General features: G+C 30.4%; 15 protein-coding genes and 1 pseudogene. 15 read left to right on the top strand and 1 reads right to left on the bottom strand.

Annotated elements, in window-relative coordinates; genetic code table 11:
* The first annotated feature begins 79 nt into the window (after positions 1–79).
* The 3 genes from B5S50_RS02390 to B5S50_RS02380 all read left to right on the top strand — a co-directional run bounded on the left by B5S50_RS02390 (position 80) and on the right by B5S50_RS02380 (position 2,453).
* Positions 80–460, top strand: a complete 381-nt coding sequence (locus B5S50_RS02390; protein WP_217302976.1) for a hypothetical protein — start codon at positions 80–82, stop codon at positions 458–460.
* A 22-nt stretch (positions 461–482) separates the two neighbouring features.
* Positions 483–1,648 (top strand): IS3 family transposase gene (locus B5S50_RS02385; RefSeq protein ID WP_243121154.1). Its coding sequence is split into 2 segments (ribosomal slippage): positions 483–741 and positions 741–1,648, totalling 1,167 coding nucleotides; the frame shifts between segments, so codons are not numbered across the junction.
* 334 nt (positions 1,649–1,982) lie between these two features.
* Positions 1,983–2,453 carry an NUDIX hydrolase gene (locus B5S50_RS02380; RefSeq protein WP_083985640.1) on the top strand — a complete coding sequence of 157 codons (471 nt, stop codon included), beginning with the start codon at positions 1,983–1,985 and terminating at the stop codon, positions 2,451–2,453.
* Positions 2,454–2,688: 235 nt separating this feature from the next.
* Here the strand turns inward: B5S50_RS02380 and B5S50_RS02375 are convergent, their stop codons facing one another.
* On the bottom strand, positions 2,689–3,561 hold the full coding sequence (locus tag B5S50_RS02375; RefSeq protein ID WP_217302975.1) for a LysR family transcriptional regulator: 873 nt from the start codon (positions 3,559–3,561) through the stop codon (positions 2,689–2,691).
* A gap of 123 nt (positions 3,562–3,684) precedes the next feature.
* Here B5S50_RS02375 and B5S50_RS02370 point away from each other — a divergent pair, with 123 nt between their 5' ends.
* The 12 genes and pseudogenes from B5S50_RS02370 (at position 3,685) to B5S50_RS02315 (ending at position 13,103) form a co-directional block, all read left to right on the top strand.
* Positions 3,685–4,221, top strand: a complete 537-nt coding sequence (locus tag B5S50_RS02370) for a flavodoxin family protein (protein ID WP_065078137.1) — start codon at positions 3,685–3,687, stop codon at positions 4,219–4,221.
* Between the two features lie 92 nt (positions 4,222–4,313).
* Positions 4,314–4,853 (top strand): flavodoxin domain-containing protein, encoded by a 540-nt coding sequence (locus tag B5S50_RS02365; RefSeq protein WP_065078138.1) that lies wholly within the window; start codon positions 4,314–4,316, stop codon positions 4,851–4,853.
* 517 nt (positions 4,854–5,370) lie between these two features.
* Positions 5,371–5,928 carry a DUF1003 domain-containing protein gene (locus tag B5S50_RS02360; RefSeq protein ID WP_065078139.1) on the top strand — a complete coding sequence of 186 codons (558 nt, stop codon included), beginning with the start codon at positions 5,371–5,373 and terminating at the stop codon, positions 5,926–5,928.
* A 151-nt stretch (positions 5,929–6,079) separates the two neighbouring features.
* Positions 6,080–6,649: a class I SAM-dependent methyltransferase gene (locus B5S50_RS02355; protein WP_065079124.1), complete on the top strand. Its 570-nt coding sequence runs from the start codon at positions 6,080–6,082 to the stop codon at positions 6,647–6,649.
* A gap of 617 nt (positions 6,650–7,266) precedes the next feature.
* Positions 7,267–7,494 (top strand): annotated as a pseudogene (locus B5S50_RS02350) (winged helix-turn-helix domain-containing protein); the annotation flags it as partial.
* The gene (locus B5S50_RS02345; RefSeq protein ID WP_065079126.1) at positions 7,491–8,537 is read left to right on the top strand and encodes a cell wall metabolism sensor histidine kinase WalK; all 1,047 of its coding nucleotides are present in this window, start codon (positions 7,491–7,493) and stop codon (positions 8,535–8,537) included. The pseudogene B5S50_RS02350 and the gene B5S50_RS02345, both read left to right, overlap by 4 nt.
* Before the next feature lie 80 nt (positions 8,538–8,617).
* A complete protein-coding gene (locus B5S50_RS02340; RefSeq protein WP_254306674.1) occupies positions 8,618–9,832 on the top strand; it encodes an MFS transporter in 1,215 nt (404 codons plus the stop codon).
* Positions 9,833–9,932: 100 nt separating this feature from the next.
* Complete coding sequence (locus B5S50_RS02335) at positions 9,933–10,388, top strand: NUDIX pyrophosphatase (RefSeq protein ID WP_242872154.1); 456 nt, start codon at positions 9,933–9,935, stop codon at positions 10,386–10,388.
* A gap of 47 nt (positions 10,389–10,435) precedes the next feature.
* Complete coding sequence (locus tag B5S50_RS02330; RefSeq protein ID WP_217302974.1) at positions 10,436–10,981, top strand: GrpB family protein; 546 nt, start codon at positions 10,436–10,438, stop codon at positions 10,979–10,981.
* 98 nt (positions 10,982–11,079) lie between these two features.
* Positions 11,080–11,553, top strand: a complete 474-nt coding sequence (locus B5S50_RS02325; protein WP_217302973.1) for an NUDIX hydrolase — start codon at positions 11,080–11,082, stop codon at positions 11,551–11,553.
* Between the two features lie 169 nt (positions 11,554–11,722).
* Positions 11,723–12,064, top strand: a complete 342-nt coding sequence (locus tag B5S50_RS02320) for a helix-turn-helix domain-containing protein (RefSeq protein ID WP_065079129.1) — start codon at positions 11,723–11,725, stop codon at positions 12,062–12,064.
* A gap of 274 nt (positions 12,065–12,338) precedes the next feature.
* Complete coding sequence (locus tag B5S50_RS02315) at positions 12,339–13,103, top strand: MBL fold metallo-hydrolase (RefSeq protein ID WP_065079130.1); 765 nt, start codon at positions 12,339–12,341, stop codon at positions 13,101–13,103.
* Positions 13,104–13,192: the final 89 nt, after the last annotated feature.

Raw genomic sequence — 13,192 nt, 5'->3', positions numbered from 1 at the left:
AATTCGGCTTTTATACAATGCTTTGCGGACAAATTGAAATACATAAAAGTAAATAATGTGAAAGGAAAAGTTATATAATATGCTTGAATTAATACGGCGAAATGCAATATATGTAGATGGGTATAAAGAATATTGTCAAGAATTTTGGGATCATGACATCCGTTATTTTCGGCCGACAAATCCTGCGTTGATTGATGAAACCTGGTTTGAAAGAACTAAAAGCTGGTATGATAAAAAAGAGTTGGGATTGATTTGTAATCAACCTGTAAGTTTTCATTACTGGGCGGTGGATGGGGCTAATTTTGTTAGTGAATTCCAATTGCGGACAGAACTGTCGGAGAAAGTAATTACCGGAATTGGAAGTATAGGCTATTCTGTTCGTATAACTGAGCAGGGAAAAGGTTATGGAACAGTGACCCTTACCCACTTTGATAGACACGAGGAACTCGTGTTATATTAAAAGTGAAAGGAATGGTAGGGTTATGAAAAAACAATATAGTGCAGAATTTAAAATTGAAGCAATAAAAAGATTAGAGAAATCTGGAGAATCATTAAATAAGATAGCAACAGAATTAGGAGTAAGACCAACAACAATGCATGGATGGGTAAAGAAGTATAGAGAATCACCTGATACACCTTTTCCTGGCAGTGGACATCTTAAGCCTGAAGATGAGAAATTAAGAAGATTAGAAAAAGAAATTAGAGATCTTAAAGAAGAAAATGAAATATTAAAAAAAGCGGCAGCCTACTTCGCCAAGAACCTAAAATAAAGAGGTTTGAGTTTATCAAGGCTAGTTGCCATAAATATAGAATAGCGAAGCTGTGCAAGGTTTTAAGCGTGTCAAGAAGCAGTTACTATGCATGGGATAAAAGACCTGAAAGTCAAAGATCAAAGGAAAATAAACAGTTATTAGAACAAATTCAAACAATCCACAAAGAAAATAGAAATGTATTCGGTTCTGTTAAAATTACTAAAATAGTAAATATGAAAAATGATAAACCTATTAATCATAAAAGAGTAGAACGTATCATGAATCAGAATGGCATAAAATCAAGGGTTTCAAAGAAATTTAAGGCTACTACTAATTCAAATCATAAACTTCCAGTAGCAAAAAATATTCTTAATCGAGATTTTACTGTGGATAAACCTAATGAAAAAATGGTCAGTGATATTACATATCTGTGGACAAATGAAGGATGGCTTTATATAGCAGCAGTAATGGATTTGTGTGGACAAAAAATAGTTGGTTTATCTATGAATGAAAGAATGACAAAAGAATTAGTAATCAACGCATTAAATGACGCATATCAACGTGCAGGAAGACCAACTGGTGTTATTCTACATTCGGACAGAGGGTCACAATATTGCTCAAATGATTACCAAAATTTAATAAATAAGTATGGATTTATATGCAGTATGTCTCGTAAAGGTAACTGCTGGGATAATGCTCCTATGGAATCATTCTGGGGTAAAATGAAATGTGAATGGCTTTATGGGAATCACTTTAAAACACGTGAAGAAGCTCGTGCTGCTGTATTTGAATATGTTGAGATATTTTATAATAGGCAAAGAATACATGCTTCTAATGGTTATGTAACGCCTGAAAAATATTATAACAATTCAAATAAAAAATCAAAAGCAGCATAAAAATTATGATAATCTACGAAATAAAGAGATATTACGAGTTTAAGATGTCTATTTTATTGGGGAAAGGTCACAGAAATATTAAGGCAAGGACTTATTATAGCAAGAGGCCATCAGCTTGAAAAAGTTTTACTGACGATCAACGATCAAAACACATTGTCGGCACATATATGTGAAAAACTTGGTGATGTGCTAATGGATAGAATACCTGCTTATAATAAAGATGAAGGCAACCATATCATGTGAAGGTATTGGATTTATCTGTAATTGCATGAGCATAATATAAATAATTTATGATGAAGAAAAGAGTATTTATATAACGAACAGGAGTATGTATGTGGAAGAGAAAGATATAGTATTTAAAACCAATCAAAGTTGCTTTATTTATAGGGTTGCGGCAATTATCATCAAAGACAACAGATTACTTATGGCAAAACATGAAGATTATCCATGTTATTATACAGTTGGGGGAAAAGTTAGAATAAATGAAACCTCGGAGGAAGCCGTTGTCCGTGAGGCTTATGAGGAAACAGGAATTGAATTTGAAATTGATAGACTTTCCTTTATCCAAGAAAGATTTTTTGAAATAGCAGGAGAACATCATCATGAAATTGTTTTTTATTTCTTAATGAAAGAAAATACTAATATAGATTTACATTGTAGAAATTTTACAGACCAAGGTTCCAAAGAAAGTCTGCATTGGTTGCCTATTGAAAGTTTAAATAAGACTTATATAATTCCAGAGTTTTTTAAAACTAAATTATTAGGCAGTATAGTTGGTATTGAGCATATTGTTACCAAAGAATAATATTGATGATTTTATACATAGCTTTTAGTTCGAAATCTAAGAAATTTGTGATATAAATGGGCATTTGAAAGACAAGCCACTTCTGCATAAGCATTTTTAAAATTGATATTTAGCATACTACCAATATAATTAGTAATATTTATGCTCTTTCTTAGAGGGAGTTCAATACCAGACTACTAGTATATTCATCGTGAAATGCAGAAAAGTACTATAGTTTACATTATGTTATTAAGCATTAATTAAATAAGTTAAAAAACTCTCGTATTGCAGGGGTAATCCATTGGTTATTTTTATGAATTACGTTTATATATGTGGTTGGAATACTATTTATAATATTTAACTTATATAGTTTGTGAGCAGCCAGTTCTTCCCTAACAGCTATTTCAGGTAAAAAGGAAATTCCTAAATCTGATTGAACAAAGCGTTTTATGACCTCTGTATTTTCAGATTCAAATATGATAGAAGGCATAATATTATTTTTAGTAAATAATTTCGTTAATAATCCACGGTAGCTGCATTGGGGTTCGGTGGCAATAAACGGAATTCCTTCTAATTCTTTTATAGAAAGAAGGTTTTTGCTACATAACACATTTTTAGCAGAACAGATAAAGTAAATTGGATTTTCTATATGGACTGCTGTATAAGTATCTTTTGGCGGAATTTCAAAATCCATATAAAGCCCAATATCAGCTGATCCGTCATTCACCATTTCAAGTACTTGTAATTTGGATGCTGTTGTTGCTGAAATAGTGACACTAGGAAATGCTTCATTATATTGTTTTATCAATCGAGGTAGCATATTGGCACAGAGAGAACTGATTCCAGCAATTCGGAGCATTCCAGAAGGAGAAGAATTTTGAACGATTGCATGCTTTGCCTCATCAGACAAAGACAATATTCTGTGTGTATATTCTAATAAAATATGACCGGAATTAGTAAGCCGAATATTATTGCCAATCCTGTCAAAAAGAGAAACACCTAATTCTGTTTCTAATTGTTTTATGTGAAAGGTAATAGTGGATTGCACATATCCAAGGACAAGAGCTGCTTTGCTAAAACTTTTTAACTCTGCAATTATCTTAAAACTAATTAAATTTTTAAATTCCATAAATCTCCCTTTATAGCATATCAATATTTTTAATGAGTTAAATTCAAAACATCAATTTAACAAATAACATAACTTATGTTACATTAGATTTATATAAAAAGCAACAGTAAAGGAGAAAGTATAATGAGAAAGATATTGATATTGTTAGGAAGCCCGCGTAAAAACGGAAATACTGCAGCATTGGCAGAAGCTTTTTCAAATGGAGCAAAAGAGAGCGGTCATGAAGTAACAACTTATTGGTTAGGTGATGCTACAATAAATCCATGTAAGGCATGTGATTACTGCCAAAGGAACAATGGGAAATGTATTCAAAAAGACAGCATGACAGAACTATATAAACTTTTACAGAACCACGATACAATAGTAATTGCATCTCCGGTTTATTATTTAGGATTTCCGGGGAGCATAAAAAATGTAATAGACAGAACCTATGCGGAAAGTGTACGAGGCAGAAAAATTAAGTACTCCATTTTACTTACAGCAGCCTGTAAGGAGGATAGCTGGGTTACAAATATTTTAACTGATTATTATAAGGAACTGACTAAATATATTGGAGTAGAAAATTTGGGAATAGTAAGTGGGCGTGGAGTCGAAAAACCAGCTGAAGTAAAAGATACTAAGTGGATTGAAGAAGCTTTTCAATTAGGAAAGAGGATTTAAAACCTTGAAAACTTTCCATTGGATTGCATACATATAAATTAGAATTGGATTTCTATATTATAATATTTCTAATAAAAGGGAGGAAAATAGTTATGAAAAAAGCTATCATATTATATTGTTCTTTTACCGGAAATACCAAGAAGGTAGCTAAAGCTATTGAAGTTGGTTTGACCAAAGGAGGAATGCAGACATCGATCATGAAATTTCAGGATGCTGAGCAAATAGATTATTTTGATTATGATCTTGTTTGCGTCGGTTCACCATCCTATAACTGGAGCGTTCCTCAGCCCGTTAACGAATTCCTCAAGAAAAAGTTCACGTATTACAAAAGAATCGGAAAGGTTAAACCGAGCAGTCCCCGTGTTGGAAAAAACGCACTTGTCTTCTGTACATATTCGGGACCTCATACCGGGATAGACGAAGCGATACCAACTGGACTTTATATGGGTCAGTTTTTTGACCATATTGGTTTTGACGTTTTGGACAAATGGTATATACTCAGTGAGTTTATCACTTCTCTTGAGAACAGCACACTGGGACGCATGGGAGATATCAGAGGACTACCGACGGAAGAAAAACTAAAAGAAATTCAGGAAAATGCGAGGAAATTAGCTCAGAGGCTTGCCGGATAAAGTAATAAAAACCTGCTAACTCAAATCGAACTGAATCATCCTCATGTATTAACATTTCTAAATTTAATGGTAAAACCAATTCATAATATCCATGTAAGATTTATATTTTTTATAGATGTATTTCTTATTTTACTCAATGCCATAAAATGAACTGTTGTAAATGCAATAGTTATAACAATAATGATCCATCGCTCCACAAAACAGGTCACACAAGCTAAGTACCAAAATGAGCTTTTTAAACTAAAAGAATTTAAAAGCAAAGTAATTCTATTGACTTATATGGGTTAATAGATGTAGTAGTATATTATAAAAGAAAATAATATTGGTTTTCGCGTAAAAACGTGGGAGGTCAAGGAGTAGTTATCCTTGGCCATTATATTTATAAAATTCCTATTTGCAGTAAGCTTGACCTGTATTCGAATTGATGAACACATATGAGTTAGATATAATAATCATATGGAGGAGATAAGAAATCTCAATTATAGAGAATAAAAACTTTGAATAGGAGAGATAAGTTATGAATGATAAGGATAAAGCAGCTTATAGCAAAGAAGAATTAGTACGACAGATATTAGAAAAAGATAGGGATCTAAAGGAAAGCAATATTGATGAAGAATTGATACATGAACTTATTAGTGGAAAAATATCGAAAAATATAAATGAAGCAGATGATGAAAATGCAACATTGGGACAACAAATTGCAGATAAAATAGCTACATTTGGCGGCAGTTGGACGTTTATAATAAGCTTTTGTGTGGTGTTAGCAGTTTGGATCATAGGAAATGCTATTATTCTAAGTAATAGAGCATTTGATCCATATCCATTTGTATTTTTAAATCTTGTGTTATCGTGTCTTGCTGCTATACAAGCACCTATAATTATGATGTCACAAAACCGTCAATCAGAAAAAGACAGATTAACGGCTGGAAATAATTATCTTATAAACTTAAAATCTGAAATTATAGTAGAAGATTTGCACTACAAAATTGATATGTTAATGGATCAGCAGGCGGAGAATACGAAAACTATAGAAATGTTATTAAAGACAATAGAAGAATTAAAAAGTATGAAGTAAGTCGCAATCTTGAAATTTATGCGACGTAACTATTGAATACGAAAATACGAACTATGGCCTTTGAAAATTGAATAGTACGGTGTATCATATAATTAATGTAAGTTAATACAGAATAAATAGTATTTTATGAATTAATGGAGATGAAAGTTAAATGAATTTAGGTTATGAAAATCCATCATTGTTGTATAGGTTGATAGATGAATTTGGAAATAATAGATTGTTTAGCTCAATGTATAAAAATTATATTAGAACCTTAAATCTTAAAGGAAATGAAAAAGTATTGGATTTTGGAAGTGGTTCAGGTGCAGGTTCAAGACATTTGGCAAAAATACTTAAACAATGCGGTGGGCATTTAACATGTATAGATATTTCAGAATATTGGATAGAAAAAGCAAAAAAACGAATGAAACATTATAATAATGTTGATTTTTTAGTGGGACAACTTCCTGAACTTAAATTAAGATGTAAATCCTTTGATGTTATTTACATTTTTTATGCATTACATGATGTTTCAAAGGATTTAAGAAATGGTATAGTAAGTGAATTTTTTAGGATTTTAAAAAATGAAGGAAGATTATATATTAAAGAACCACAAAGAGAAAATGATGGTATGCCTATATCGGAAATTATAGAGTTGATGAAAAGCAATCGCTTTTATAAGGAAAACTCCATAACTGATAAGGGTACATATAGTGCAGTATACAGAAAAATATCTTCGTAATTTTCTTATTAAACGCAATAACTTTTTTAGTATTTTTAAGGTCATTGATTTGCCCTTTTTATTTATTCACATAAATATTTATACGGATATCCTTATAATTATAAGCCTGTAAGGATTGATTAGTTGTATATTGTGAGATTGCTGAATACAGATTAGGACATTTTATCTTATAATTAATACGGATTGTGGCAAAGATACTTATGAATTGTGACAGCTTCAAAATATAAAAACATATATTTTAGTCAGTATTTTATGACAATATTAATTATAACTCACATTTGTAGATTTGAAATAAAGTTTGATTGAGGATCATGAGTGGAATGAAGGAGAAATCCTGAAGCCATTCATGGTTTTTTGTTTTGTGTAAAATGCTGCCTAAATATATAGAAGAACTATTCAATAGATACAAGATATTGTATAAAATGATATAATCTACTTATAAGTTAATTGGCAAAGGTAAGAATTTACGTTGCACCAAAATAAATTCAACTGTATTGGCTGATATATATGTATTTGAGCTTATATATCTTAGAAGATAGAGAAAATTATAATAGGGAGAATATACATGAATAAAATTATAATTGCAGATGATGATGCTAATATTCGCGAACTAATCCATACCTTTGAAAGAGTTTGAACTATTATTTATGCTGGCTGGGTATCCAGGTAAAACTTTTTTGAGAGATCAATTAATAGAAGATATCTGGGGAGTTGATTTTGATGGGAATGAACGAACACTAGATGTTCATATAGGTCGTATAAGGGGTAAGTTTCCTGAACACAAATATGGATTTAAAATTATTACAATTCGAGGAGTTGGATATAAGTTTGAGGTGACAATATGAAAAGAAAATTAGCAATGACGCTGGCTATTATAATATTATTTATACCACTTTGTTTATTAGCAGATTTTTATATTATTTCACCTCTTTTTAATATTTATCATAATTCCTTTGTGCTTGTAGAATATTTAGTAATTTCAATGAGCGGAATCTTTCTATTTATTTTTTTATTAGCAATAATGATAATTCAGCATCATTTATTTAAGAAGGATAGATACCATAGTAAATTTTACATAGACATTCAAGAAGCACTTAATAGAATTACTAGAGGTGATTTGGGAGTTGTAATAGATATAGATTTAAATCATGATAAGCATTTTATTGAGCTAGCCGAAAAAGTAAATGTTATGGCAAAAGAACTTAGAGGGATGGAAGCCATGCGTGAAAATTTTGTATCTAATGTATCTCATGAAATTCGATCTCCTCTTACATCTATTCAGGGATTTACTGCATTACTTAAGGATGGAAAACTAAGTGAAAAAGACCGCCTTCATTATATTGATATAATTCAAGCAGAAAGTTTAAGATTATATAAACTCAGTGATAATTTGCTTAAACTTTCCACTTTAGACTCAGAATATGCACCATTTAAGCCAAAAGCTTATTTACTCAATAAGCAGCTTAAAGATGTTATACTTCTATTGGAACCACAATGGGCCGTTAAAAATATAAAAATTGTTGTTGAAGATGAAGATGTAAATATTACAGCAGATAAAGAATTACTCAATGAAGTGTGGATTAATATATTAAATAATAGCATTAAATTTACACAAACTTATGGGGAGATTTATATATCTATCTCAAAATCAGATAAAGGTGCTAAAGTTATTATAAAAGATAATGGAATTGGTATGACAACTGATACTATCACTCATATATTTGAAAGGTTTTACATGGCAGATAAAGCACGTAGTCGAAAGAATGGAGGGAGTGGATTAGGATTATCCATTGTAAAGAAAATTGTAGAAATACACAAAGGCTTTATTGATGTAAAAAGCAGTTTAGGTATAGGAACTACTTTTAGTATAATTATTCCTTATAAATAATTTTTAAATTTATATAGTTTAAATTGAGTTTAAAAAAGGTTGGTAATATGTAGTCAATAAAATGAATGGAGGCAATAATAATGGAAAGTAAATCAAATTCATGTATGACTACAAAATCAAATGATGAGCCTATTAAACTTAATGTTATTTTGTTTATTTTGGGGTTGGCTGCGTTTATAGTAATGGCAGACAACTGGGTTGTATCGCCAATACTTCCTGCAATATCTAAAGACCTAGGTGTTTCAGTTACTTCAGCGGGAATATTAATATCAGCGTATATGATCCCATTTGGACTCTTCCAATTAATATTTGGACCACTTTCAGACCGTTTTGGGAAACGACAAATTTTAAACTTTACCATGTTTTTTTCCATTTTCGGTGTAGCTTTGACGGCATTTGGTAAAAGTTTGGGCCAATTAACTATTTATAGAGCTATAACTGGAATTTTTGCTGCTTCGGTAATGCCAGTATCAATGGCATTGATTGGCGACTTAGTGCCTATGGAGAAAAGGCAATCAGCTATTGCGACTTTTATGGGTGCAGCATTTTTAGGACAATCATTAAGTATGTTTATTGGTGGGTCAATTGCTTATTTCCTAAATTGGAGAAGTACTTTTATAGTATATGCTGTATTGGCAGCATTTGTAACGATAATATATTCTACAGTTGGGCATAGGATACCCTCGCAGAAAAATCCTAAAAGTGAATTTTTAGTGCCTTATGGTAGATTGCTTAAGAATACTTCTAGTTTAATTGTATATATTTTAATTCTTTTAGAAGGTATGTTTATTTTAGGTTCATTCTCATATTTAGGAGCATTTATCGATAAAATATATAGATTTAATTACCTAACTATAGGATTTATTATGACGGCTTTTGGTTTTACTGCTTTAATTGGAGGCCGTGTCAGCATTAAATTATCAAGTAAACTTGGAAAACGCAATGTAATTATACTGGGATTAGTTTTGGCTGCATTTGCAGATATGGTATTTTTTATTGCAGGTAATGTCCTTTGGAGTTTAGTTATTGGAATTGCATTATTAGGTTTGGGTTTAACATTAGAACATTCTACATTGATTACAATTGCAACCGGATTTGCAGTGAAAGCTAGAGGTTGTGCAATGTCATTGGTGGCCTTTTGCTTTATGGGAGGCGGTGGTATCGGTACTGCAGTGGGTGGTAAATTAATTAAAATTTCAGGATTTAAAAATTATTATATGTATTATGGAATATTGTTAATTATATTAGCTTTTTTAGCTGGATCATTGCTCAAATATACAATTAAAAATGAGTGATTGCAATTACAATAATAATTAGGATAATGTATGTGTATTAATTGATTTATATTACCATTGTCTAACATCTCCATAAGAGTGATAGGTATCATAATATTTATTGATTTGTTTGCTTTTACTTATATCACAGTTTTTAGTATTTCCTTATTATATAAATGATAAAGGTATAGAATATGCTATATTTCACAGAAGCGATGAAGATTGGTGGCAAGCTATTTCTGGTGGCGGAGAAGATGGTGAAACGATAATGGAATCAGCCAAAAGAGAAGCATGGGAAGAAGGAGGAATTTCTAAGGATTTAACGTATGTGAAGTTAGACACAGTTAATTCAATTCCTTCTGAAGAATTTGCAGATAGTATTTATTGGGATGAAAATATCTATGTGATACCTGAAAATTGTTATGGAGTTGAAATAATAGATAAGCAATTAATACTTTCATATGAACATACAGAATATAGGTGGATGAGCTATAATGATGCTATTTCATGTTTAAAATGGGATGGAAATAAAGTAGCACTTTGGGAACTTAATAAAAGACTTAGCAAGAAAATTTAATTGTTAAGATGAAATGCTCTTATTCTACGATATTAGGAGGAGTAAGAATGCAAGGAGTTGAGCGTCATAAGGTTAGACTATTACCTCATTGTGAAGAATGGAAAGAGAAATTTGAAGAAGCAAAAAAACAATTGAAAGAAATTTTCGGGGATAACGTAAATGATATACAGCATGTAGGCAGCACCTCAATTAATGGTATCTATGCCAAGCCAATACTTGACATTGCCATAGTATTAAAATCATTTGAAGATATGAACATAGAAGGAATGAAAAGGGCAGGTTATGATTATTGTGGTGCACAAAACAACAAAAAGAATAGGTATCTTTTTGTTTTAAGAGGTGAAGGAGAGATTTCATTAAGGCACATTCATTGTTATGAATCAAACAATGTTGACTTTTATTTTGTGACACGATTCAGAGATTTCCTAAATGAGCATGAAGAGTATGCTAAAGAGTATAGCGATTTAAAAATATCTTTAGCAAAGCAATACCCGGGTGATAGGATTACATATACAGATAAAAAAGAAAGTTTTGTAAGAATGATATATCAGAAAATTGATTCTGGGAAATACAAGGGTGACATAATCGAATAAACATAATTAGAAATTATTTTACTGCGGAATATTCTTATTATGTGACTAAAAAATAAACTATGATGAACTAAAATTGGTAATCGTATAGGGGGAATAGTATGTTTATAAGGAAATCAGCCCGAGCCATATTAATTAGTAGTGAAAATAAAATATTGCTATTAAAATTTAAATTTCCTCAAATTCAAAGTGAGAAGGTTTTATGGGTGACTCCTGGTGGTAGAGTTGAGAAGGGCGAAAATTTTGAACAAGCATTAAAAAGAGAATTATTTGAAGAAACAGGATTAATGTTTGATTCAATAGGACCTTGGATATGGACAAAAGAAGTAATCTTTAATGGCAAAAAAGGAGATTTTGTTAGTTACGAGAGATATTACCTTATTAAATCAGGGAATACAGATATTTCTTTTAAGAATATGACACTCAATGAGGTAATAACTCTAAAGGATTATAAATGGTGGAGCTTAGATGAGATAGTATCATCGAACGAAGAATTTTTTACGCCACAAATTGGTAATCTTTTTTTAGAAATTATTTCTGGAAATATACCTAATAGTCCAATAAACATCAATTAGGTAATATTCTGTTTTTATCTATTTTTATAAACTTAAAACATAATATTCTTATTTAGTATAATGATTAAAAAGTTAACAATTTACTGAAACGCCGTATTATTTGATATGATCCCCTTGTGGTAGACAGTTAAAAAATAAAAACAGTTTGATATAAGGAGGAGCATATTTTATGGGTAGAAAAGCAAAGATATTATTTGAAAAAAAGCGCAAAGCCATTGAAGATTATTTGAATAACAAAAGAAGTGTAAGGGAAATAGCTAGAGAATATCAAGTTGCTCTAACTTCAGTGCGTGACTGGATCTATAATTATCAATCTATGGGCTCAGAAGGATTAATAACTGTGTGCACGAATTCTTGTTATTCAGAAGAGTTAAAACTGTCTGCTATTCAAGAACATTTATCTGGTAAAGAATCGCAAGAAAGTATTTGTAGAAAATATGCAATACGTTCAAGAGTAACTTTACGGGATTGGATTTTAAAGTATAATAGTCATGAGAAGATTAAAGCTTGACGATAACAAAAAGAAAGCAATATATTAATTATAGCAGCAGAAGAAAACAACGGTAAAAAATTTGTGTAATATGTTTAATATAAGTAAACCTATCCCTTTACAAAGTTATAGAAGAAATTAGTACGAACCGGGTATTATAGTGATATTATAAAGTTATAATTAATACGCACTTGTAAAATTTTATAAATTAAAAATAAAAATATTTCATTTTTAATTTATATACTATAAGATAAAAGATTAATATAAGTATCTATATTTATGAAGGTGAAATTAAATGAATGAATGGTTTACAATTGAAAAAATAGATGAAGGTACATTTGCAATTAGTGAATATAAACATTGGGAACAAACTCACTGCTATTTACTGATTGGAAAAGAAAAGGCACTTTTAATTGATACGGGGTTAGGAATTAGTGATATTAAGTCTGCTGTTTTAAATATTACAGATAAACCTATTCAAGTTATTACAACTCATGTACATTGGGATCATATAGGTGGACATAAGTACTTTGATAATATTGCTGTTTATGAAAAAGAAAAGAACTGGCTTTGTAGTAAGTTCCCAATTCCATTGCAAGTTGTAAAGGCTAATTTAATGAAGGAAAGTTGTTTTTTTCCTAAAGATTTTAATATAGATGAGTATAAGATTTTTCGAGGTAATGTAAATTTAGTAGTAAATGATATGGATATAATTGATTTGGGAAATCGTCAAATTCAAATAGTACATACACCAGGACATTCGCCAGGTCATATATGTTTGTTTGAAAAGGAAAAAGGATATTTATTTTCAGGTGATTTAATTTATAAAGGAACTTTAGATGCATTTTATCCTACAACAAATCCATTTGATTTTATGCAGTCAATAAGGAAAGTTAAAAAAATGGCTATACAGAAAATATTCCCTGGACATTATAATTTGAATATTTTAGTGAGTATTATTGATGAAATTGATAAGGGATTCTCTGAATTATATGAAACAGGAAAGTTAAAGCAGGGAAATGGAATCTATAAATTTAATAATTTTAGTATTCATATATAAATAAAAAACATTTATATATGTTCACAATATTCTTGTTATGTTCAACAATTATCAATAAAATAAGAATAAGCCACATCATGGAACTTATA

The organism is Clostridium sp. 001 (assembly GCF_019056555.1).
GTDB lineage: Bacteria > Bacillota > Clostridia > Clostridiales > Clostridiaceae > Clostridium_B > Clostridium_B ragsdalei.
The sequence above is the reverse complement of the archived record's forward strand: the minus strand, read 5'-3'. Positions and strand labels throughout refer to the sequence as shown.